General features: G+C 71.2%; 18 protein-coding genes. 8 read left to right on the plus strand and 10 right to left on the minus strand.

What is annotated here, in order from left to right; genetic code table 11:
• From msbA to dnaE, 3 genes are read right to left on the minus strand one after another with little or no spacing between them, the layout of a single operon-like run.
• Entirely contained in the window at window positions 1-1,752 is a 1,752-nt protein-coding gene (msbA, locus tag FHP08_RS02495) for a lipid A export permease/ATP-binding protein MsbA (RefSeq protein WP_147702710.1), read from the minus strand.
• Entirely contained in the window at window positions 1,749-3,041 is a 1,293-nt protein-coding gene (locus FHP08_RS02500) for an O-antigen ligase family protein (RefSeq protein WP_147702711.1), read from the minus strand. Before FHP08_RS02500 ends, msbA begins: the two co-directional genes overlap by 4 nt.
• 1 nt (window position 3,042) lies before the next feature.
• Entirely contained in the window at window positions 3,043-6,522 is a 3,480-nt protein-coding gene (gene dnaE, locus FHP08_RS02505) for a DNA polymerase III subunit alpha (protein WP_147702712.1), read from the minus strand.
• 18 nt (window positions 6,523-6,540) lie between these two features.
• On the opposite strand from dnaE, the gene FHP08_RS02510 reads away from it, so the two are divergent.
• The 3 genes from FHP08_RS02510 to FHP08_RS02520 are packed head-to-tail and all read left to right on the plus strand — an operon-like array spanning window position 6,541 to window position 9,076.
• Window positions 6,541-7,434 carry a DMT family transporter gene (locus tag FHP08_RS02510; protein ID WP_147702713.1) on the plus strand — a complete coding sequence of 298 codons (894 nt, stop codon included), beginning with the start codon at window positions 6,541-6,543 and terminating at the stop codon, window positions 7,432-7,434.
• A complete protein-coding gene (locus FHP08_RS02515; RefSeq protein ID WP_147702714.1) occupies window positions 7,431-8,210 on the plus strand; it encodes an HAD-IIB family hydrolase in 780 nt (259 codons plus the stop codon). Before FHP08_RS02510 ends, FHP08_RS02515 begins: the two co-directional genes overlap by 4 nt.
• Window positions 8,207-9,076 carry an alpha/beta hydrolase gene (locus FHP08_RS02520; RefSeq protein ID WP_187272136.1) on the plus strand — a complete coding sequence of 290 codons (870 nt, stop codon included), beginning with the start codon at window positions 8,207-8,209 and terminating at the stop codon, window positions 9,074-9,076. The genes FHP08_RS02515 and FHP08_RS02520 overlap by 4 nt, the downstream gene beginning before the upstream one ends.
• A gap of 32 nt (window positions 9,077-9,108) precedes the next feature.
• Here FHP08_RS02520 and FHP08_RS02525 read toward each other — a convergent pair whose 3' ends face one another.
• Window positions 9,109-9,663, minus strand: a complete 555-nt coding sequence (locus FHP08_RS02525; protein ID WP_147702716.1) for a flavodoxin family protein — start codon at window positions 9,661-9,663, stop codon at window positions 9,109-9,111.
• Between the two features lie 156 nt (window positions 9,664-9,819).
• On the opposite strand from FHP08_RS02525, the gene gluQRS reads away from it, so the two are divergent.
• A complete protein-coding gene (gluQRS, locus tag FHP08_RS02530; RefSeq protein ID WP_147702717.1) occupies window positions 9,820-10,809 on the plus strand; it encodes a tRNA glutamyl-Q(34) synthetase GluQRS in 990 nt (329 codons plus the stop codon).
• On the opposite strand, the gene FHP08_RS02535 is transcribed toward gluQRS, so the two are convergent.
• The gene (locus FHP08_RS02535; protein WP_147702718.1) at window positions 10,806-12,353 is read right to left on the minus strand and encodes a DEAD/DEAH box helicase; all 1,548 of its coding nucleotides are present in this window, start codon (window positions 12,351-12,353) and stop codon (window positions 10,806-10,808) included. The two genes, gluQRS and FHP08_RS02535, sit on opposite strands and share 4 nt — an antisense overlap.
• Before the next feature lie 179 nt (window positions 12,354-12,532).
• Between FHP08_RS02535 and FHP08_RS02540 the strand changes: the two genes are divergently transcribed.
• Window positions 12,533-13,054: a hypothetical protein gene (locus FHP08_RS02540; RefSeq protein WP_147702719.1), complete on the plus strand. Its 522-nt coding sequence runs from the start codon at window positions 12,533-12,535 to the stop codon at window positions 13,052-13,054.
• A gap of 107 nt (window positions 13,055-13,161) precedes the next feature.
• A complete protein-coding gene (locus tag FHP08_RS02545; RefSeq protein WP_147702720.1) occupies window positions 13,162-14,763 on the plus strand; it encodes a peptide chain release factor 3 in 1,602 nt (533 codons plus the stop codon).
• A gap of 301 nt (window positions 14,764-15,064) precedes the next feature.
• Here the strand turns inward: FHP08_RS02545 and FHP08_RS02550 are convergent, their stop codons facing one another.
• The 4 genes from FHP08_RS02550 to FHP08_RS02565 are packed head-to-tail and all read right to left on the minus strand — an operon-like array spanning window position 15,065 to window position 19,712.
• Entirely contained in the window at window positions 15,065-16,312 is a 1,248-nt protein-coding gene (locus FHP08_RS02550; protein ID WP_147702721.1) for a YbfB/YjiJ family MFS transporter, read from the minus strand.
• A 21-nt stretch (window positions 16,313-16,333) separates the two neighbouring features.
• Window positions 16,334-17,308, minus strand: coding sequence for a quinone oxidoreductase family protein (locus FHP08_RS02555; protein WP_222707812.1), 975 nt, complete (start codon window positions 17,306-17,308; stop codon window positions 16,334-16,336).
• 20 nt (window positions 17,309-17,328) lie between these two features.
• On the minus strand, window positions 17,329-18,768 hold the full coding sequence (locus FHP08_RS02560) for an aldehyde dehydrogenase family protein (protein ID WP_147702723.1): 1,440 nt from the start codon (window positions 18,766-18,768) through the stop codon (window positions 17,329-17,331).
• Between the two features lie 14 nt (window positions 18,769-18,782).
• Window positions 18,783-19,712, minus strand: a complete 930-nt coding sequence (locus FHP08_RS02565; protein WP_147702724.1) for a dihydrodipicolinate synthase family protein — start codon at window positions 19,710-19,712, stop codon at window positions 18,783-18,785.
• Between the two features lie 98 nt (window positions 19,713-19,810).
• On the opposite strand from FHP08_RS02565, the gene FHP08_RS02570 reads away from it, so the two are divergent.
• Together FHP08_RS02570 and FHP08_RS02575 are read left to right on the plus strand one after the other, a co-directional pair.
• Window positions 19,811-21,142 (plus strand): DUF3300 domain-containing protein, encoded by a 1,332-nt coding sequence (locus tag FHP08_RS02570; RefSeq protein ID WP_187272137.1) that lies wholly within the window; start codon window positions 19,811-19,813, stop codon window positions 21,140-21,142.
• A 35-nt stretch (window positions 21,143-21,177) separates the two neighbouring features.
• Window positions 21,178-22,194, plus strand: coding sequence for an alpha/beta fold hydrolase (locus FHP08_RS02575; RefSeq protein WP_147702726.1), 1,017 nt, complete (start codon window positions 21,178-21,180; stop codon window positions 22,192-22,194).
• Between the two features lie 4 nt (window positions 22,195-22,198).
• Here FHP08_RS02575 and FHP08_RS02580 read toward each other — a convergent pair whose 3' ends face one another.
• On the minus strand, window positions 22,199-23,206 hold the full coding sequence (locus FHP08_RS02580; protein ID WP_147702727.1) for a recombination-associated protein RdgC: 1,008 nt from the start codon (window positions 23,204-23,206) through the stop codon (window positions 22,199-22,201).
• Window positions 23,207-23,225: the final 19 nt, after the last annotated feature.

Raw genomic sequence — 23,225 nt, forward strand, 5'->3', positions numbered from 1 at the left:
TCAGTCCGCAGCCGCTGCCGACGCCGCGTACTGGGCGCGGTGCAGGCCGGCGTAGGCGCCGCCCAGCGCCAGCAGCGCCTCGTGCCGCCCCTGCTCGACGACGCGCCCGCCCTCGAGCACGACGATGCGATCGGCCCGCTCGATCGTCGACAGGCGATGCGCGATGACCAGCGTGGTGCGGCCGGACATGCCCTGCTCGAGCGCCTCCTGCACCTCGCGCTCGGTGCCGGTGTCGAGCGCGGACGTGGCCTCGTCGAGGAGCAGGATCGGGGCATCCTTGAGCAGCGCTCGGGCGATCGCGAGGCGCTGGCGCTGCCCGCCCGAGAGCTTCGCGCCGCGCTCGCCGATCACCGTGTCGAGCCCCTGCGGCAGGCCATCGACGAACGAGTCGAGCGCCGCCTTGCGCAGCGCCTGCCGGATCGCGGACTCCGCAACCGGGCCGCGCACGCCGAAGGCCACGTTCGCGCGCACCGTGTCGTTGAACAGCACGATGTCCTGGCTCACCAGCGCGAGCTGGTCGCGCAGGCTCTCCAGGGTGAGCGCCTCGATCGGTACGCCGTCGATCAGGATCCGGCCCTGCGTGGGCGAGTAGAAGCGAGGCAGCAGGTTGGCCAGCGTGGTCTTGCCGCCGCCCGACCCCCCCACGAAGGCCACCATCTCCCCCGCGCCGATGGCCAGGTCGATGCCCGACAGCGCATCGCGCGCAGCGCCGGGATAGCGGAAGGACACGTTCTCGAAGACGACCTCGCCGCGGGCACGCCCGATCGTGCGCAAGCCGGCGTCGGGTTCGGCGTTGCGGTCGAGCAGCGCGAACACGTTCTCGGCCGCCGCCAGTCCGCGCTGCAGCGGCCCGTTCAGGTCGGCCAGGTGCTTGAGCGGTCCGAGCAGCATCAGCATGGCGGTCACGAAGGACACGAAGCCGCCGACCGTGGTCTGGTTGTCCATCGACTGCACCAGCGCGATCGACACCACGGCGGCCACCGCGATCGCCGCCGCAAGCTGGCTGATCGGCGCCATGGCGCCACTGGCGATCGCCTCGCGCATCGCGAATCCGCGCAGCCGCTCCACCGTCCGGTCGAACAGCGCCTTCTCGCGTTCGTAGGCGCCGAAGATCTTGATGACCTTGTAGCCGTGCACCGCCTCCTCGACCACCCGGGTCAGCTCGCCGGTGTGCTCCAGGCTCTTGCGGCCGAGATTGCGCAGCCGCTTGCTGAACACGCGAACCAGCACGGCCATCACCGGGATCAGCGCGAAGGCCACCAGCGTGAGCTGCCAGTTCAGGTACAGCAACCAGGCCAGCAGGCCGATCACGATCAGCGTGTCGCGCACCAGCGTGGACAGCACGCTGGAGGTGGCCGCCATCAGGTTGTTGACCTCGAAGACGATCCGCGAGATCAGCAGGCCGGCGGCCTCGCGCTCGAACTCCGAGGCCGGCAGCTTCAGCGCATGGCCGAACATCTCCTTGCGCACCGAGGCCAGCACGTTGTTGGCCACCCAGGCCAGGCCGTAGTGCCCGGCGAAGGTGCCGATCCCGCGCACCACGAAGATCAGGATGATCACTGCGGGCACCATCCACAGCGGCACGCCGCTGCGCTCGACGAAACCCTCGTCGAGCAGCGGTTTCATCAATGCCGGGAAGAATGGCTCGGTCAGCGCGGCGACGACCATCCCGAGGATCGCCAGGACGAAGCCCTTGCGGTAAGGGGCCGTGTAACCGAGCAGCCGGCGATAGATCGCTAGGCTCTTGTTCATCGGGACATGCCGGAGTGGGAGCCGATTCTAGCAGCGCCCCCCCTGGCGCCGGCCACTGCGAGCGCCGCGAGCGCGGCCAGCAGCTGCCCCTCGACCGAATCCCACAGGAAGCTGTTGACCAGCGCGCCGGCCGCGTAGGCCACCAGCGCCGCACCCAGGAGTCCGGCATCGGGCCGCAGGCGAGCGGCCCTGCGCAACAGCGCCAGCAGCCCGGCCAGGTACAGCGCCGCACCGACCAGGCCCGTCTGGGCCGCGACGTGGAGCAGCTCGTTGTGCGGATGCTCGTGCCCCAGCAGCATCTGCTCGCGCTGCGCCGCCGACATCTCGGCGGCGACCTTCGCGTGCCAGCTGCCCAGGCCCGTGCCGAACCACGGGTGCGCACGCACCAGCTCGACCGTGCTCTCCCAGAACAGCAGGCGCGAACCTGCCGAGGTCGGCGCCACCTCGCCCTCGGCGAAGCGCAAGGTCTCGGTCACGGCCTGGTCGACGCGCGCGCGCATCGTGTCCGACACCCGGTAGGCGCCGGCCCCGAGCACCGCGATCGCGAGCAGCCCGGCAATGACGCCGCGCAGCCGGAAGCGGCGAAAGCCGAAGTACATCAGCCCGGCGGCCAGGATCAGGTAGCCGGTGCGCCCCGGGACCATCAGCAGCACGTTGGCCGCGGCCGCCAGCGACACGAAGCGCCAGAGCGCGGCGCGCGCCGGCGATCCGGCCGCGACGGAGCGCGACGCCTGCAGCCAGGCGACCAGCGCGAGGGCGGCGATCACGGTCGAGTGCGTGATGCCGTGGCGAAGCACCAGGGCGCCCTCGGTCGGCCCGCGCGGGCTGGTGGCCAGCCCCAGCCACTGCGCGGTCGACACCAGCACCAGCCCGAGGCCCGACAGGCCGAAGGCCATCAGCGCGCGCTCGCGCCAGGCTTCGTCGCGAAACAGCGCGACCACCGGGATCGACAACAGCAGCTCGCGATACCGGAGCAGCGCCGGCAGGCCTTCGGCCAACGGATCGGGGGAGGCCAGCGCGGCGACCGTCAGCAGCGCGAAACCCGCCACGAAGACGCGCACCAGCGGCTCGCTGCCGAGCTCCCGCAACGAGACCCCCTGCCGCCCGCCGGCGAGCCAGAGCAGGAAGCCGAGCGCGAACATCGCATTGACCGGGGCGATCAGCCAGGGCGTGAAGGCAAGGCCCGCGACGTAGCAGACGCGGGCCGCCGCGGCGAGCGCCGCCCCGACCCGCGCCAGGGCCGGGGACGGGCCCCGGGGCAGGACCCCCGCTGGCGAATCGCCGCCCAAGTCAGTACTCGATCGCCGTGTCGATCGGATGCAGCGCGTCGACGATCGCGGCGATCAGGTCGTCGTGCGGTTGCACCCGCCATCCGCGCCCGAGCTCCACCGCGCAGACCGCCTCGCGGTTGCCGTATTCGACCACCACCGGAACCGCGGGCACGTCCTGACGCTCGCCGACCGCGAACGGGCCGATCGCGCCGCGCAGGGCCGCACCGTCGGCGATGCCGTTGAGCCGGATGCGCAGCCGCCTGCCGAACTCCTGGCGCGCGCCGACCAGGTCGAGCACGCGCTCGGCCACCACCCGCTGGCCGCCGGTGTAGTCGTCCTTGCTGACCTTGCCGAGCACCACCAGCAGCTCGTCGTCGCGGATGATCCGGCGGTGCGCGTCGTACAGTTCGTTGAAGACCGAGACCTCGACCGCCGCGCTGCCGTCGTCGAGGGTGACGAAGACCATCTTGCCGCGCCGGGTCATCATCGTTCGCTGGGCCGCCACCACGCCGGCGATCCACAGCGGCTGCGGCGCCGGCTGCAGGTCGGCGAGCCGGGTGCGAACGAAGCGCCTGACCTCGTCGCGGTAGCCGTTGAACAGGTGGCCGCTCAGGAAGAAGCCGAGCGCGGACTTCTCCTCCTGCAGCCGCTGGCGTTCGGTCCATGCCGGCGCCGGCAGCCACTCGGGCGCGCTCGGCATGCCGGAATCCTCGCCGAACAGGCTCACCTGGTCGGCCGCCGCGCCGGCCGCCTCGGCCGCGTCGATCGCGCGGCCCACGTTGACGAGCATCTTCGCGCGATCGGGGTCGAGCGAATCGAAGGCGCCGGCGCGCACCAGCGCCTCGATCGCGCGGCGATTGACCAGCTTGCGGTCGATGCGCTCGCAGAAATCGAACAGGTTCTCGAAGCGCCGCTCCGCGCGCGCGCGCAGGATGTCGACCACCGCCGATTCGCCGGTGCCCTTGACCGCGCCCAGGCCGTAGCGGATGGCCCGGTCCGAGACGGGCTCGAAGCGGAAGGCCGACTCGTTGATGTCGGGCGGAAGCACCTCGACGCCATTGGCCTTCGCGTCGGCCACGAAGAGCTGCACCTTGTCGGTGTCGTCCATGTCCGACGACAGCGTGGCCGCCATGAACTCGGCCGGATAGTGCGCCTTGAGCCAGGCCGTGTGGTAGGTGACCACCGCATAGGCGGCCGTGTGCGACTTGTTGAAGCCGTACTCGGCGAACATCGCCATCAGGTCGAACAGCTTGTTGGCGAGGTCGACCGGATAGCCCTTCTTCTCGGCGCCCTCGACGAACAACCCGCGGTGCTGCGCCATCTCCTCGGGCTTCTTCTTGCCCATGGCCCGGCGCAGCAGGTCGGCGCCGCCCAGCGTGTAGCCGCCGATGATCTGCGCGATCTGCATCACCTGCTCCTGGTACACGATGACGCCGTAGGTCGGCTCAAGGCAGGCTTTCAGGTCGGGATGGAAATAGTCGATCTGCTGCTGGCCCTTCTTGCGAAGGATGAAGTCCTCGACCATGCCCGAGCCGAGCGGCCCGGGGCGGTACAGGGCGAGCACCGCGATGATGTCCTCGAAGCGGTCGGGCGCGAGCTTCTTGAGCAGCTTCTTCATGCCCTCGCTTTCCAGCTGGAAGATCGCGGTGGTGTTCGCGTCCTTCAGCACCTGGTAGGCCTTCGGGTCGGTGAAGGGCAGCGTGTTCAGGTCCAGGCGCAGCTCGGGGTGGCGCTGGTTGATGTAGCGCACCGCCAGGTCGATGATGGTCAGGTTGCGCAGGCCGAGGAAGTCGAACTTGACCAGGCCCACCGCCTCGACGTCGTCCTTGTCGAACTGGCTGACCACGCCGCCCTCGGCCCCGGGCGGCCGGTACAGCGGACAGAAGTCGGTGAGCCTGCCGGGCGCGATCAGCACGCCGCCCGCGTGCATGCCCACGTTGCGGGTCAGGTCCTCGAGCGGCTCGGCCAGCGCCAGCAGGCCGCGAACCTCGTCTTCCTTCTCCTCTCGCTCCTTCAGCAGCGGCTCGGACTCGCGCGCCTTGGCGAGCGACACCGGCTTGTTCTGCACCACCGGGATCAGCTTGGAGAGCTGGTCGCAGAAGTTGTAGCCCATGTCGAGCACGCGACCCACGTCGCGGATCACCGCCTTGGAGGCCATCGTGCCGAAGGTCGCGATCTGCGACACCGCCTGCTCGCCGTAGCGGGCGCGAACGTACTCGATGACCTTCCAGCGGTTGTCCTGGCAGAAGTCGATGTCGAAGTCGGGCATCGACACCCGCTCGGGGTTCAGGAAGCGCTCGAACAGCAGCGCGTACGGGATCGGGTCGAGATCGGTGATGCCCAGCGCGAAGGCCACCAGCGACCCCGCACCCGAGCCCCGCCCCGGACCCACTGGCACGCCGTTCTGCTTGGCCCAGTTGATGAAGTCGGCCACGATCAGGAAGTAGCCGGGAAAGCCCATCTGCACGATCGTGTCGCACTCGTACTCGAGCCGCTTCGCGTACTGCTCGCGCCGGGCCTCGAGCACCTCGGGCGGCGTGGTCTCCGGCGGGAAGAGCTTCTTCATCCGCCCGACCAGGCCCTCGTGCGCGAGCTGGCGCAGGTAGTCGTCGAGCGTGACCCCCTCGGGGGTGGGGAACTGCGGCAGTTGCGGCTTGCCGAGCACCATCGGCAGGCTGCAGCGGCGCGCGATCTCCACGCTGTTGGCCAGCGCCGACGGCAGGTCGGCGAAGAGCTCGGACATTTCCTGCTGGCTGCGGAAGTACTGGTCTTCGGTGAACTTCCGCTGGCGTCGCGGGTTGGCGAGGATCTCGCCTTCGGCGATGCACACCCGCGCCTCGTGGGCGCGGAACTCCTCGCGCGCGATGAACTGCACCGGATGGGTGGCCACCAGCGGCAGGCCCAGCTCGGCGGCCAACCGGGCGGCGGCACGGGTCTGCGCCTCGGCCTCGGGCGCGCCGTATCGCTGCACCTCGAGGTAGAAGGCTCCCGGGAAGCGCTGCGCCCAGCGTCGCGCGGCGGCCTCGGCGGCCTCGCGGTTGCCGGCCAGCAGCGCCTGCCCGACCTCGCCGGCGTGGGCGCCGGACAGCGCGATCAGGCCCTCGCCCAGCGGGCGACCGTCTCCGGCTGGCTCGTCGAACCAGTCGGCGCGCAACTCGGCCCGGCCGCGGTACTCGTTCTCCAGCCAGGCGCGGCTCAGCAGCTCGCACAGGCGCAGATAGCCGTCGCGGTTGCGCGCGAGCAGCAGGATGCGCGTCGGACGCTCGCGGTCGGCGTCGTTGGCCACCCAGCAATCGGCGCCGCAGATCGGCTTGACGCCCTTGCCCCGCGCCGCCGTGTAGAACTTGACCCAGCCGAACAGGTTGCCGAGATCCGTGACGGCGACGGCCGGTTGCGCGTCGGCGGCGGCCGCCGCGACCAGCGCGTCGAGGCGCACGATCGAGTCGCTGATCGAGTATTCCGAATGGACGCGAAGATGGACGAAGCGGGGATCGGTCATCGGTACAATTCTATCCCCATGCCCCGCGACCTCTCCCACCGAAACGCAGCCCTGCTGCTGGCCTTCTGCGCGCTTTGCTGGAGCATCGCGGGAGTCTTCACTCGCCACCTCGAGCGCGCCGACGGATTCGAGATCACTTTCTGGCGAAGCTTCTTCTGCGCGGTCGCCATGCTGATCATCCTGGCCCGCCAGCGGCGCGGCAATCCGCTGGCGCCGGTGATCGCCATGGGCTGGCCGGGCCTGTTCTCGGGCGCCATGTGGTCGGTCATGTTCACCTGCTTCATGCTGGCCATCACCCGCACCAGCGTGGCCAACACGCTGCTGGTGCTCAGCGTGTCCCCGCTGCTGGCGGCCCTGCTGGGCCGGGCGGTGCTGGGCACCCGGATCTCTCCGATGACCTGGACCGCGATCGCGCTGGCCGGCTTCGGGATCTGGTGGATGGTGCACGAGGGGGTCTCGGCCGACGGCCTGTCCGGCATGCTCATCGCCGCCGCGGTGCCGGTGGCGGCGGCGATCAACATCGTCACGCTGAAGAAGCTGCAGGCCGACGTCGACCTGGCCCCTGCCGTGCTGATCGGCGCGCTGCTCTCCTGCCTGTTCACGCTGCCGCTCGCCTGGCCGCTGGATGCCACCGGCAACGACCTGGCCATCCTGGCCCTGCTCGGCGTGGTCCAGCTCGCGATCCCCTGCTTCCTGATGATCCGGGCCACCCGCTCGCTGGCCCCGCACGAGGTCGCGCTGATCGCGCTGCTCGAGGTGGTCTTCGGCCCGATCTGGGCCTGGCTCGGGGCCGGCGAGGCCATGCCCGCCGCGACGATCCAGGGCGGGCTGGTGGTCCTCGTCGCGCTGGTCGGCAATGCCCTGCTCGCCCGCCCCTCGGCGCCACGCGTCGTGGCCAAGGCTGCTGCGTGAGACCGCTCGCGGAGTTCGACGCGCGCGGCATCCACGGGGTGCTGACCGACCTCGACGACACACTGAGCACCGATGGCCGCCTCGACCCGGAGGCCTTCGCGGCCATGAACCGGCTGCGCGAGGCGGGGCTGCGCGTGGTGCCGGTCACCGGCCGATCGGCTGGCTGGTGCGACCACTTCGTGCGGATGTGGCCGGTGGACGCGGTCATCGGCGAAACCGGCGCCTTCTACATGCTGCGCGAGGGCGGCGGCGTGCGCACCGTGTTCATGCCCGATGCCGCCGCGCTCGAAGCCGCCCGTACCCGACGCGGGCCGATCGCCGAAGCGGTGCTGCGCGAGGTGCCCGAGGCGGCGCTGGCCGGCGACCAGCCCTACCGGCTCGTCGACCTGGCGATCGACATCGCTGAGGCGGTGCCGCCAGTGGCGCCCGAGCGCGTGGCACGCATCGTGGCACTGCTGCGCGCCCACGGCATGCATGCGCAGCCCAGCTCGATCCACGTGAACGCCTGGTTCGGCGAGTTCGACAAGGGCCGTACCGCGCTCGAGTTGCTGGCCGGGCACTTCGGCGAAACCGACGAGGCGGCCCGCGACCGCTGGGTCTGCGTGGGCGATGCGCCCAACGACGCGCCGCTGTTCGCGGCCTTTCGCAACTCCGTGGGCGTGGCCAACCTGCTCGAGCGGGCCGACCGGATGCCGGTGCTGCCTCGATGGATCACCGGCGCGCCCAGCGGCGCGGGCTTCGCCGAGCTGGCCGCGCACCTGCTGGCGGCGAGATGAGAACGGACACCGAACTGCGCCGCCCCGACGGCACGGTGCTGCGCGGCTGGGTTCGCCGGCCGACCGCGCCCGCCGGCCCCGCCCGGGCAGTCTGGCTCGTCCACGGCCTGGGCGAGCACCTGGGCCGGCATGACGAGCTCGCCGATTGGTTCCTCGCCCGGGGCTTCATCGTGGCCGGCCACGACCACCGCGGCCATGGCCGATCGAGCGGGCGGCGCGCCGCGATCTCGGCAGCCGAGGACCTGGTCGACGACCTGGAGGCCGGGCTGGCGGCTCTTGCCGATCGGTTTGGCGGCCAGTCCGGCGGCGAACCGGGCGCCCGCCTGGCCGGCCCGCCGCTGCTGTTCGGCCAGAGCCTGGGCGGTCTGGTCGCGCTCACCCTGGCGCTGCGCGCGCCCGAACGCGTGGCGGGGCTCGTGATGTCCTCGCCGGCGCTGGACCCGGGACTCTCCCGGGCGCAAGCGCTGCTCTACCGGACCATGCTGGCGCTCGCCCCAGACCTGCCTGTCCCGTCCGGGCTCGAGCCCGACCGGCTCTCGCACGACCCCGAGGTGGCGCGACGCTGGCGCGCGGATCCGCTGGTGCACGGGCGCATCACCGCCCGGCTGCTGCGCTTCGTCGTCGAGGGCTCGGCCCGCGCCTTGCGCGAGGCGCCGCGGCTCGCGGTGCCGGCGCTTCTGCAATACGGCACCGACGACAGCTTCGTGAATCCCGAAGGCAGCCGGCGCTTCGCCGCCGCTGCGCCGGCGCGCAGGCTCACCGCCCGCGAGTACGCCGGCCTGCGCCACGAATTGCAGCAGGAACCGGAACCGATGCGCGCGCGGGTGCGCGCCGATCTCGCCGACTGGCTGGCGCGGGTCGCCTGAAGCCGGCGTGGCTCACCTGAAGCCGGCGTGGCTCACCTCAGCCTGGCGAACCCGGCGATCCGCTGCCCGTACACGAAAGCAGTCTCCAGGTCGCCGGGCGGCGGGCTCTGGTCGGGCGGCAGGTTGTCGGCCTGCGCCATCACGCCCAGGTAGCTGCCCAGGCGGTTGAGCCGATCGGGGTCGCCGGCACGCTCGGCCGGCAGCATGCCCAGCCCGACCCAGATCATGCCGTGCTGCATCGCCAGCGTGACCATGGCCATCAGCGTGGCGTACTTGTCGCCGCTCATCGTGAGCGAACAGGTGAAGCCGCCGGCGATCTTGTCCTTCCAGCCCTGGGTGAACCAGACCTTGGCGCTCGCGTCGGCGAAGGCCTTGAACTGCGCCGAGGGCCCGCCCATGTAGGTGGGCGCGCCGAAGACGATCGCGTCGGCCTCGGCCAGCCTGCGCCAGCCGGCATCGTCGAGCGCCGACAGGTCCAGCAGGCCGGCCTCGATCCCGGTCACCGAGGCCGCGCCGTCCACGACGGCCTCGGCGACCTTGCGCGTGTGCCCGTAACCGGAGTGAAAGGCGACGACGACCTTGCGCATCGGGGCCTCAGGCGGGTTCGCCATGGACCGGGGCTGCGACGCGTCGAACTTCGGCCATCGGGCGATCCTCTTCTTGAATGATCGGGAGCCCGGAGTCTATCGCCCCTTCAACGGCCCGGTGGGAATGGTCGTCGCGAGGGACATAGAATGCCGCGCATGCATGCCTCGCGCGCACCCGCCCCGCCCGGCGACATCACTGCGGAGCAGACTTCGAGCCGCTCCAGTGGACCCGGCTACGTCGGCCGTTTCGCGCCCTCGCCCACCGGACCGCTGCACGCCGGCTCGCTGGCCACCGCGCTGGCCAGCCGGCTCGACGCCCTCGCCCGCGGCGGGCAATGGCTGCTGCGAATCGAGGACCTCGACCCGCCGCGCGAAGTGCCGGGCGCCGCGGCCACCATCGTGGACACGCTCGGGCGGCTCGGCTTCGCGCCCGACGGGCCGATCGAGTACCAGAGTCGGCGCGGCGCGCGTTACCAGGAGGCCTTCGAGCGGCTGCACGCGGCCGGGCTGGTCTATCCCTGCGCCTGCACGCGGCGTGAGATCGCCGATTCGCTCGGCCGCGCCGGACTTGCGCGCGAACGCAACCGCGAACGGGTCTACCCCGGCACCTGCCGCAACGGCATGCCCGCGGGACGCAGCGCGCGCGCCTGGCGCCTGCGGGTCGGCGAAGCGGTGGTCGCCTGGACCGACCGCAGCGGGCGTGCCTTCGAGGACCGGATGGCCGACGAGGTGGGCGACTTCGTGCTCAGGCGCGCCGACGGACTGTGGGCCTACCAGCTGGCCGTGGTGGTGGACGACGCGGCGCAGGGCGTGACCGACATCGTGCGCGGCGAGGACCTGATCGGCTCGACTTCGCGCCAGATCCTGCTGCAGCGCCTGCTCGGGCTGCCCACCCCGCGCTACCTGCACCTGCCGGTGGTGGCGGGCGCCGACGGGGAGAAACTGTCGAAGCAGAACGGCGCCGAGCCGGTCGATGCGAGCCGGCCGCTGGAGGCGCTGCACGCGGCGATGCGGCACCTGGGTCTGTCGACGATCGAGCCCCCGCTCGCCGAGGCGCGAATGCTGCCGGACAGGCGCGAATCGCTGGACGTCTTCTGGGAACGTGCGGCGCGCGCCTGGCGCGCCTCGCACTGGTTCGCTGGCTAGGGTTTGCCCAGACCGCCCAGCAACGCAGCCACCACCTTGCGCGAACGACGCGCCCCGGTGATCGCGCCGCGCACGCCGCGGTCGTGGCGACCGGCCTCGGCCGCCGCGGCGACCAGCTCGGTCTCCGCCTCGGTGGCGGCCGGCGGCTCGGGCGCTTCGTAGGGCTGGGAGAAGAGCGGATCGTCACGCAGGGCGGGCGCGCCTGGCCGAGAGCCCGACGGCGCCTCGCGCGGGCGGCGCGCGCGCCCGGACTCCTCGCCTCGGACGGGCCGTTCATGCCCGGTCCGGTCGCCGCGCGATGAACGCTCGCCGCGTTCGACGCGTTCGCCGCGTTCGACGCGCTCACCACGCTCGGGACGCTCGCCTCGTTCGCGGACGACCGGCCCGACGTCGAGCGGCACCGGCTTCAGCTCGCGCTTGATGAGCTTCTCGATGTCGGCCAGCAGGCGCTCGTCGTTGCTGCCACACATCAGCGACAGGGCGACGCCGCTCGCCCCGGCGCGGCCGGTGCGGCCGATCCGGTGAACGTAGTCCTCGGCGTTGTGCGGCAGGTCGTAGTTGATGACCGCCGGCAACTCGGCGATGTCCAGCCCGCGCGCGGCAACGTCGGTGGCCACCAGCACGCTGGTCTCGCCCTTCTTGAAGGCCTCGAGCGTGGCGAGCCGTTCCTGCTGCGACTTGTCGCCGTGGATCGCCGCGGCGTTCAGGCCGTCGCGCTCGAGCAGCCGCGCCAGCCGGCCGGCGCCGATCTTGGTGTTCGTGAAGACGATCACCTGCGACAGCGTCCGGTCCTTGATCAGCTTGGCCACCGCCGCGCGCTTGGAATCGGCGTCGGCCACCCGGTACACGGCCTGCTCGACATTCTCGGCGGTGGCATTGCGCCGCGCGACCTCGATCGAGACCGGATCCTTCAGGAAGCTCTCGGCCAGCTTGCGGATCTCGCCCGAGAAGGTGGCCGAGAACATCAGGTTCTGGCGCTTCTTCGGCAGCAGGTTGATGATTCGCTGGATGTCGGGCATGAAGCCCATGTCGAGCATCCGGTCGGCCTCGTCGAGCACCAGCAGCTCGGCCTGCGCCAGCGACACCGTGCGCTGACCCACGTGGTCGAGCAGCCGGCCCGGCGTGGCGATCAGCACCTCGGCGCCCTTCTTCAGCTCGGCGATCTGCGGCTTGATGTCCACGCCGCCGAACACGACCGCCGCCCGCAGCCCCGAGTACTTCGCGTAGTCGCGGACGTTCTCGAAGATCTGGTCGGCCAGCTCGCGGGTGGGCGCGAGGATCAGCGCGCGCACCGGGTGGCGCGCCGGCGACGCGCTGGTGTTCGCGTGCTTCATCAGCAGCTGCAGGATGGGCAGCGCGAAACCGGCGGTCTTGCCAGTGCCCGTCTGGGCGGCGCCCATGACGTCGCGGCCCTGCAACACGATCGGAATCGCCTGGGCCTGGATCGGGGTGGGTTCGCGGTAACCGAGCTCGGTGACGGCCCGCAGGATGGGTTCGGCCAAGCCGAAGGAATCGAATGTAGTAGTCAAATGCTTGCTTGACATGCCGCGAGGCGCGGCACAGGGGGTGAAAAAACGATATTGTCCGGCTTTCGGACCGCGATGCAACACAAATCGCCGTGCAGCCACGACTTTCGACGCGCCTTGCGGCGCCCGCGCCCTCGGGCGCAACGCCGGCCCGGGCCCTCGGCCACGCCGCGGCCGCTGCGGCGGCCGTCCTGACATTGGCGTCATGTCAGTCGCTGCTCCCGGACGCCCGCGACGACACGCTGGTCACCTGGAAGACCTTCGACGACGCGCGCGACGCCATCGAGCGGATCGAACCCTTCAAGACCACCCGCGCCGAGCTGGCGGCACAGGGCATCGACCCGCTCCACAACCCGTCGGTCACGCTGCTCGCCTATCCTGACATCGTCCAGCGCTTCTCGGCAGGGGCGGCCGCGCAGCCCGAGCAGCTCGATCCGGGCGTGCTGCGCTGCCTCACCTCGGGCAAGACCTGCACCGGCTACGCGATCGCGGTGCGCCGGATCAAGCGCGAGCGCACCGGCAACTTCTGGCTCGACTCGTTCAACTTCCGCCGCGAAGTCACGAGCACCGGCTGGACCTTCACCGCCACGATCCTGTTCGTCGACGATCAGGCCGTCTTCGCGGTCTACGGCGGGCAGCCCGCGATGAACGAGCGGCAGGTCACCCGCAATCCGCTGGGCCCGCTGCAAGCCTGGGGCGACCTGGTCCGGCCCCGCTGAGAACGCGAGGCCGGCGGCCACTTCACTGGTAGACTGAAGGGTTTTCCACCCTCCCGCGCTGCCGCGTCGCATTCCGCCCTCGGCCGGCGCAGCCCAGACGTACCCCGATGTCCATCCAGACCGAAGTCGCCCGACGCCGGAGCTTCGCGATCATCTCGCACCCCGACGCCGGCAAGACCACGCTCACCGAGAAGCTGCTGCTGTTCTCCGGCGCGATCCAGATCGCCGGCACGGTGCGCGCGCGCAAGGCGAGCCGCTTCGCCACGTCGGACTGGATGGAGATCGAGAAGCAGCGCGGCATCTCGGTGGCCAGCTCGGTCATGCAGTTCGTCTACCGCGACTGCGTGATCAACCTGCTCGACACACCGGGCCACCAGGACTTTTCGGAAGACACCTACCGGGTGCTGACCGCGGTCGACGCCGCGCTGATGGTGATCGACGGCGCCAACGGCATCGAGCCGCAGACGATGCGGCTGCTGAAGATCTGCCGCGCCCGCAACATCCCGATCGTCACCTTCGTCAACAAGTTCGACCGCGAGGTCCGCGAGCCGCTCGACCTGCTCGACGAGCTCGAGCGCGAGCTCGGCATGACGCCGGTGCCGCTGACCTGGCCGATCGGCATGGGCTCGCGTTTCCGCGGCGTGTTCGACCTGCGCGAGAACCGCGTGCGGATCTTCCGCGCCGGCGAGGACCGGATCGGCGAGGAAAGCTTCGTCTCGCCCGACGATGCTGCCGGCATGGCCGCGCTGGGCCCGGAGTGGCCGCAGGCCGAGGCCGAGATCGAGCTGGTCCAGGGCGCATCCGAGCCCTTCGATCCGCAGGCCTTCGTGTCGGCCACGCAGACGCCGGTCTACTTCGGCTCGGCGATCAACAACTTCGGCGTGCGCGAGGTGCTCGACGCGATCGTGGACTTCTGCCCGCCGCCGGGCGCGAAGCACGCCGAACAGCGCGAGGTCGAGCCCACCGAGGACGCGTTCACCGGCGTGGTGTTCAAGGTGCAGGCCAACATGGACCCGCAGCACCGCGACCGGGTGGCCTTCGTTCGCGTGTGCTCGGGCCACTTCGAGCGCGGCATGCCGATCGTCAACGCGCGCACCAAGCGCACGCTGCGTCCGCATAACGTCGTCACCTTCCTCTCGCAGCGGCGCGACATCGTCGACGAGGCCTGGCCCGGCGACATCATCGGCATCCCGAACCACGGCACGCTGCGGCTGGGCGACACGCTGACCCAGGGCGAGAACCTGCAGTTCACCGGCCTTCCCTGGTTCGCGCCCGAGGCCTTCCGCTCGATCGAGGTGGTCGACCCGATGAAGGCCAAGCAGCTGCGCGCCGCGCTGGATCAACTGGGCGACGAGGGCGCGATCCAGGTCTTCCGTTTCGACGACGGCCAGATGCTGCTCGGCGCAGTGGGCGTGCTGCAGTTCGAGGTGGTCGCGCACCGGCTCGCGGCCGAGTACGGCGTGGCCGCGCGGATCGGCCCGTCGACCTACATCGCGGCGCGCTGGGTCAGCTGCGACGACGAGGCCGAGCTCGAGCGCTTCATCTCGTACAACGAGGCGCGAATCGCCCGCGACACGGTCGACGCGCCGGCCTATCTGGCCAAGATGCTGGTGGAGCTCGAGGTGGCGAAGGAGCGCTGGCCGAAGATCCGGTTCAGTGCGTTTCGGGAGTTCGGGAGCTCGACGTTCGCGGGGGTGGCGGCGGAGTAAGTCCCGCGCGGGCGCGAGGGGCGGGCGAGGTGCGCTTCGGCGCCCCGAGGCGCTGTCCGCTTCGCGGAAACGCTTGGTCGCGCGGACGCTCAGCCCCGGCCGCGGAACGCAACTCGGCCCGCCGGTGGCGGGCCTCGAACAGCGTTCCGCTCGCGCTTCGCGCGCCGGGTCTTCACTGCGCTCCCGCGCCAGCGCCAAGGGGCGCCGAAGCGCACCTCGCCCGCCCCTCGCGCCGATGCCGGTGGGGTGCACGTTGCCGCTCAGCCCGCGCGTCGACGACGCGACTTGCGGAAGGACCTGATCAGCCGCGCGAGCCGCGCGTCATGTCCCGCTGCCAGAGCGCCACCAGGGCGCCCACGAGCAGAACGACGACCGACAGGGCCAGGCCGGGGCGCAGCGAGCCGTACAGGTCAGCCAGCCAGCCGGTGACGGTGGGGCCCACGATCTGACCGACGGCGAACACGATGGTGAAGACGGCCATCGCGCCGCCCCAGGCGGGTTTCGGGAGCTGCTTGCGGATCAGGGTGCTCACGGCGGACGGGGTGGAGAACATGCCGGCGCCGAAGAGGGCGGCCGAGGCGAGCATGGCGGGCAGGCCGGAGGCGAGCAGCGGCAGGCCGGCGCCGGCGGCGAGCACGGTCATCACCAACGCGATCACCGGGCCGCCACGCCAATCGGCGAAGGGGCGCTTCCACAGCCAGGGGGCCACGAGCGTCGCGATGCCCAGCAGGCTCCAGACCAGGATCACGTCGGAGGTCGAGGCGCCGCGCTCGCGCATCCACGCGATCACGAAGGTCATGTAGCCGATGTAGCCGAGCCCGAAGCCGGTGTAGGCGAGCAGCGCCGGCGCGAGATCGCGCGGCCGCCAGGCCGGCGCGCGGACGGAGGCGCAAACCGGGGCTGGGCCGGAAGCGGAGATGACGGCGGCGGCAGGCGCCGCGCCGTGCGCCGATCGCCGCGCCCCGATGGCCGCGGGCTCGACGATCGCTCGGGCCGCTGCGATGGCGGCCACGGTCATCGCCAGCGACGCCGCGCCCATCGCCAGCCAGGCCTGCCGCCAGCCGGCATCGCCCGCGAGTTCGAGCAGCAGCGGGATGCCCGCGCCGCACAGGACCAGCCCGACACCCGATCCGCCGAAGAACACGGTGATCGCCAGCGTGGCGCGGCGCGGGTCATCGGGGAACACGTTGCCGGCGAGCGCGCCACCGCAGACGAACACCATGGCGCCGGCCACGCCGGCAAGCGCGCGCAGCGCCGACAGCGCGAACAGGTCGTCGACGAGGCCCGTGGCGAGCAGCGCCAGTGCGGTGGCCGGCATCCCCGCGACGAACAGCGCGCGGTTGCCCACGCGGTCGACCAGCGCCCGGGCGAGCAGCGCGCCGGCCAGGTAGCCGAAGGCATTGGCGGTGTTCAGCCAGCCCGCCTGCGACCAGTTCCACCCGAGGTCGTTGCGCATGGCCGGCAGCATCAGCGCGTAGGCGAAGCGCGCGAAGGAGTTCGACACCACGGTGCCGAGCGACAGCAGGAAGGCGACGCCCAGCCCGTTCATCCGGCCGGCCCCGCCCGCCCCTTATGGCCGCAGCACGATCGCGCCGGTGGTCGTGCGCGACTCGGCGACCCGGTGCGCCTGCGCGACCTCGTCGAGCGAGAATCGCGCGCCAATGGCCGCCTGCACGTGGCCGGCGGCAATCGCCTGGAAGACCTCGACCGCATTGGCGCGGAAGGTCGCCGGGTCGGCATTGTGCGGGAAGACCGAGGGACGCGTCAGGAAGAGGCAGCCCTTCTTGTTCAGCAACTCCGGCTCGATCGCGGGCGCCGGGCCCGAGGCAGCGCCATAGAGCACCACCAGGCCGAAGGGCGCGGCGCAGTCGAGCGAGTGCAGGAAGGTGTCCTTGCCGACCGAGTCGTAGACGACGCGCGCCTTGCGCCCGCCGGTGGCCTTCAGCATGGCCTCGGGCCAGCCCGGCTTCGAGTAGTCGATCGCGTGGTCGGCGCCGGCGGCGCGTGCGATCTCGCACTTGGCTGCCGATCCGGCAGTGCCGACGACCTCGGCGCCGAGCGCCTTGGCCCAGCGGCACAGGATCTGGCCCACGCCGCCGGCCGCCGCATGCACCAGCAGCAGGTCGCCGGGCGCCACGCGATGGGTCTTGCGCAGCAGGTACTGCGCGGTCATCGCCTTGAAGAAGATCGCGGCTGCGTCTTCGTCGGAGACCGACGCCGGCAAGGTGGCCAGCCGTTCCGCGGGCAGGTTGCGACGATCGGCATAGGCGCCGATGCCGGCGTTCATGTAGACCACGCGATCGCCGGCGCGCAACTCCGCCACGCCCGGTCCCACGGCCTCGACGACGCCCGCGGCCTCGTGACCGAGACCGGTGGGCAGCGGCAGCGGATAGGCGCCGCGCCGCTGGTACACGTCGATGAAGTTGAAGCCGATGGCGGTCTGGCGCACCGTGACCTCGCCGACGCCGGGATCGGGGAGCTCGACTTGCTCGATCCTGAGCGCCTCGGGACCGCCGAACTCGCGGATGCGCACCGCGCGGGACATCGTCATGACCGGGCCTCCCGTCAGGCGAGCGTGTAGGCGGTCTTCACCGTGGTGAAGAACTCCTGCGCGTAGCGACCCTGCTCGCGCGGGCCGTAGCTCGAGCCCTTGCGGCCACCGAAGGGCACGTGATAGTCCACGCCGGCGGTCGGCAGGTTGACCATCACCATGCCCGACTGGCAGTGGCGCTTGAAGTGCGCGGCGTGCTTCAGCGAGGTGGTGGCGATGCCGGCCGACAGGCCGAAGGTGGTGTCGTTCGCCGCCGCCAGGGCGGCTTCGTAGTCCTTCACCCGGATGACGCTCGCCACCGGGCCGAAGATCTCCTCGCGGTTGATCCGCATCGCGGCGGTGGTGTCGGTGAACAGCGCCGGCGCCATGTAGAAGCCCTCGGTCTCGCGCTTCAGGCGGTCACCGCCGATCACCAGCGTGGCGCCCTCGGACTGGCCGATCTCGATGTAGCTCATGTCCTGCTCGAGCTGCGACTGGCTGGAGACCGGACCGATGTCGGTGCCGGCCTTCAGCGCGTCGTCGACCTTCAACGCGGCCATCCGCTCCTTCATCGCCTCGATGAACTTCGTGTAGATGCCGTCGGTCACGATCAGCCGGCTCGACGCGGTGCAGCGCTGCCCCGTCTGGAAGAAGGCGCTCTGCACGCAGATCTCGACCGCCTGCTTCAGGTCGGCGTCGTCGAGCACCACCTGCGGGTTCTTGCCGCCCATCTCGAGCTGCACCTTCTTGAGGTTTTGCGCGCAGGCCTGCGCCACGCGCGCGCCCACGCTCTGCGAGCCGGTGAAGCTGATCGCGTCGATGCCGGGGTGGTTGATCAGGCGCTCGCCCACCACGCTGCCGCGGCCCATGACCAGGTTGAACACGCCGGCCGGGATGCCCGAGCGCGAGATGATCTCGGCGATGGCCCAGGAGCAGCCCGGCACCAGGTCGGCGGGCTTCAGGACCACGCAGTTGCCGTAGGCCAGCGCCGGCGCGACTTTCCACGCGGGGATCGCGATCGGGAAGTTCCAGGGCGTGATGATGCCGACCACGCCGACCGGCTCGCGGGTGACTTCGACACCGATGCCCGGACGCACCGAGGGCAGCGTCTCGCCGGCCAGCCGCAGGCACTCGCCGGCGAAGAACTTGAAGATGTTCCCCGCGCGCACCGCCTCGCCGATGCCATCGGCCAGCGTCTTGCCCTCTTCGCGAGCCAGCAGCCTGCCGAGTTCTTCCCGGCGCGCGAGGATCTCGGTGCCGATCTTGTCGAGCGCGTCGTGCCGCGCCTGGATGCCGCCGGTCGACCAGGCCGGGAAGGCCGCCCGCGCCGCCTGCACGGCCGCATCGAGCTGCGCGGCGTCGGCCTGCGCGTACTCGCCGATCACGTCGGACAGGTTCGACGGGCTGATGTTCTTCGTGTAGGCATTGCCGGCGACCCATTCGCCGCCGATCAGGTTCTCGTGCTGTTTCGTCATGGCGTTCTCCTTGTTCACTTGCCCCAGCGCAGCACGAGCGGATCGAGCCGCCGGGCGACGTCGATCAGGCCCGCTCGCGTGGCGGGATGCATGGGCGGAATCGGGTGGCGCGGCGCCTCGCAGTCGATCACGCCCCCTTCCTTCATCAGCGCCTTGGCGGCCAGCAGCCAGCCCTGGCGGTTCTCGTAGTTGATCAGCGGCAACCAGCGGTTGTAGGCGACCATGGCCGTCTCGCGATCGCCTGCCAGGTAGGGATCGACGATGGTGCGGATGCCGTCGGGATAGCCGCCGCCGGTCATCGCACCGTTGGCGCCGGCGTCCATGTCGGCCAGCAGGGTGATCGCCTCCTCGCCGTCCCAGGGCCCTTCGATCGCGTCGCCGCCCAGCCGGATCAGTTCGCGCAGCTTGGAGGCGGCGCCGGCCGTCTCGATCTTGAAATAGGACACCTGCTCGATCTCGCGGGCCATCTTCGCCAGGAAGGCGGGCGTGAGCGTGGTGCCCGATACCGGCGCGTCCTGGATCATGATCGGGATGTCGATCGCGTCCGAAAGCCGGGCGAAGAACTGCTCGATCACCGGCTCGGCCACCCGGATCGAGGCCCCGTGGTACGGCGGCATCACCATCACCATGGCCGCGCCCATGTCCTGGGCCCGGCGGCTGCGCTCGGCGCAGACCCGGGTGCTGAAGTGGGTGGTGGTCACGATGACCGGCACGCGCCCTGCCACGTGGGCGAGGATCTCGCGCGTGAGCAGCTCGCGCTCGTCGTCGGACAGCACGAACTGCTCGGAGAAGTTCGCCAGGATGCACAGGCCGTTGGAGCCTGCGTCGATCATGAAGTCCACGCAGCGTTTCTGGCTGGCGAGGTCCAGCTCGCCGTTCTCGCGGAACGTGGTCGGCACGACGGGGAAAACGCCCTGGTAGCGGGCCTTGCGGGGAGTGGTCATCGGGATCGCCCTGCGGGTTCGTTCTTGTGGCCGGCCGGCGAGGCGAACGCCGGCGGATGCGGAACGCAATGATACCGGGCCGGCGAATCCAGCGCTCGTTGAGCAGGTTCAAGCCGGCCTGCGCCCCGGTGCGGGGCTTCGGTGTCATGATGAAGGAAAGCCGTCGACCCGCGATGCACGAGGAGCCGTCGATGAAGCACACCACGCCGATCGCCGCGCTGGCCGGCACGATCGTTTCCGCTGCCCTGCTGCTGGCCCCGGTCGCGCCCGTGCAGGCGCAGGAGCCCGCCATCTGGCGAGCCCATGCGCCCTACAGCCAGCAGGAGCTCGACCAGATGCTGGCGCCGATCGCGCTGTATCCGGACGCGCTGCTCGCGCAGGTGCTGATGGCCGCCACCTACCCGCTCGAGGTCGTGCAGGCGGCGCGGTTCATGCAGCGCAACCCCGGCCTGTCCGGCGATGCCCTGGCGCGCGCCATCGCGCCGATGCGCTGGGACCCGAGCGTCGCGGCGCTCACGCAGTTCCCGTCGGTGCTGGCCATGATGAACGAGGAGCTCGAGTGGACCGAGCGCCTCGGCGAAGCTTTCCTCGCGCAGCGCGAGCAGGTCATGGACACGATCCAGATGCTGCGCGACCGCGCCTGGGCGGCCGGTACGCTGCGGCCGAACGATCGCCAGAACGTGATCGTTCGCGACCGCGTCTACCTGATCGAGACCTGGCACCCCGGCTACTACTGGGTGCCCTACTACAACCCGCTGATCGTGTTCGGCACCTGGTGGTGGCCGGCCTATCCCCCCTTCCTGTGGGTGCCCCCGGTCGTCTACCGCCCGCCCTACTTTCCTCAGGTCTACTCGGTGGGCATCGTCTGGGGTCCGGTGGTGCTGGTGCTGGACTCGCTTTGGAGCGACCCGCTTCCGGTGTGGCGCGACCGCGCCGTGGTGCTCGGCACGCAGCCGGTGACCAACGTGATCGTGACCAGCGCGAGCGCGCCACGGCCGGTGATCTGGCGGCACGACCCCAGCCATCGGCGCCACGTCGAGTACCGCACCCCGGCGCTGCGCGACGGCATCCCGCCGCTGTTTCCCGAGAAGCCCTCGCGCGTGTCGCCCAGCGTCCAGCCCCCACGCGCGCCCGATGCACGCCCGCTCCCGGAAACCCGCCCGATTCCGGACACGCGCCCGATGCCAGACAGCCGCCCGCTGCCGCGCCAGCAGGTGCCGGTCAAGCCGCCCGCCGTCGTGCCCGAGCGCACGCTTCCGCGACAATCGCTGCCGGTCGCGCCACGGCAACCGGTCCCGCAGCAGATGACGCCGCGCCAGCCCGCGCCGCCGCAGTACCAGCAGCGCGCGCCGCAGCCGCAGCCCCAGCGCGAGATCCGCCAGGGCGGGCAGTCGGGCGGCTCGCCACGACAGTCCTGGCCGGCTCAATAGGCTGGACACGACAGAATCCGGAGCCTTCATCCTTCATGACGAACCCTGCCGCCATCTTCGAAGCCGGAGACCTCCGGCTGAGCTCGGGCGCCACCTATCGTGGCGCACGGCTCTCCTACCGCACCTACGGCAAGCTCTCGCCGGCGCGCGACAACGTCGTGCTCTATCCCACTTCGTATTCGGCGCAGCACCTGGACACCGAGTGGCTGATCGAGCCCGACGGCATCCTCGATCCGACGCGCTGGTTCGTCGTGATCCCCGACATGTTCGGCAACGGCCTGTCGGCCTCGCCGAGCAATACCGCTCCGCCCTGGGACGGAAGCCGCTATCCGCATTTCAGCATCCTCGACAACGTCCGCGTGCAGCGTCGGCTGCTGCGCGAGGTGTTCGGCGTGGCGCGGCTGAAGATGGTCTACGGCTGGTCGATGGGCGGCATGCAGGCCTACCAGTGGGGGGCCAGCTTCCCGGACGAGGTCGAGCGGGTCGTGGTGGTCTGCGGGGCGGCGCGCTGCGCCCGGCACAACTACGTGTTCCTCGAAGGCGTCAAGGCGGCGCTGACCGCCGACCCGGCCTGGCGCGACGGGCGCTTCGAGCGCAAACCCGAGCGCGGGCTGCGGGCCATGGGCCGGGTCTACGCCGGCTGGGCCATGTCGCAGGCCTTCTACCGCGACGAGCTGTGGCGACAGGTCGGCTTCTCGTCGCTCGAGGATTACCTGGTGGGCGGCTGGGAGGGCAATTTCCTGCGCCGGCACGCCGAGGACCTGCTGGCCCAGATCCACACCTGGCAGCATTTCAGCATCGCCGACGATCCGGCCTTCGCCGGCGACTTCGAGGCGGCGCTGCGCGCGATCCGGGCCGAGGTGCTGCTGATGCCCGGCCGCACCGACCTCTACTTCCGGGTCGAGGACAACGCCGACGAGCTGCCCCGGCTCGCGCGCGGCCGGCTGGCCCCGATCGAGTCCGACTGGGGCCACCGCGCCGGCAACCCGGTGCACCGGGGCGCCGACTGGGCCTTCATCCGCGAGCAGGTCCGGGCCCTGCTCGAACGCTGAGGATTCAGCCCGTCCTCGCGGACGCCGCCTCGGCCGCGCCCTCCGGCTCGATCTCGCCGCCCAGCGCCTCGAGCAGGTCGGGAACGAGCCGGCCGAGCTCGGCCGTGGCGATCGCCACGTCGGCGTCGAAGCCGTCGTCTTCCTCGCCGCCGCCGGGCTGGCCGGCGGCCGCCTCGAGCACGACGTCGAGGATCTCGAGCCGCCTGAGCACGAGGCTGGCGTCGAGCACGAAGGACACCCGCTCCTGCCAGGTCATCGCGAGCTTCGTGGCCACCTTGCCCTGCTCGATGTGCGCGACGATCTCGTCGATGTCCAGGGGGTGGCGGGCGTAGCGCACCGTGGCCTTGTCGCCGGCGGGGGCCGGCGCGGCGCCCTCGAGCGCCACCTGCGACTCGCCGGCGCCGGCCTGCCTGAGCTCGCACTCGCGATCGAGCGAGAACCCGGCCGGCGCCTCGCGCTCGGCCAGCCAGGTCGACATCGCGGTCGACGGCGACAGTCCGGTCTTCACCAGGCTGGCGGGCAGCTCGGCCGCCATGTCGCGGAAGGCCTCCATCAGCGCGCCGACCGCCTCGTCGGCCCTGGCGGCGCTGCCGGCGCCCACCAGCATGAGCCGGGCCTTCGGATCGATCCAGATCCGCGTGGTCGAGAACTTGCTGAAGGCGCGCGGCAGCAGGTCGATCACCACCTCCTCCTTCAGCTCCTTGCGCTGCTTGCCGCGTGGCCGGTTGCCCGTCTCCTGCTCGATGCGCCGCAGCCGATCCTCGAGCGCGTCCTTGACTGCCGAACCCGGCACCGCGCGCACCTCGGTGCGCAGGCTCAGCACCAGCTGGCCGCCCACCGACTCGGCCAGCGCGCCGTGCGCCCTGCCCCGCGGCTCGACCCAGCCGGCCGAGCGCGGCTCGGTCGGGCTGCAGGGCGCGAAGCGCGCGCGGTCGAGCGCCTCTTCGAGCGCTTCGAGCGAGGGCGGCTCCCAGCCGGGAGCGATGCGATAGACGATGGCGGACTTGAACATGACCCTGCGGATTGCGTTG

Source organism: Zeimonas arvi, from assembly GCF_008039575.1.
Classification (GTDB): Bacteria; Pseudomonadota; Gammaproteobacteria; order Burkholderiales; family Burkholderiaceae_E; genus Zeimonas; species Zeimonas arvi.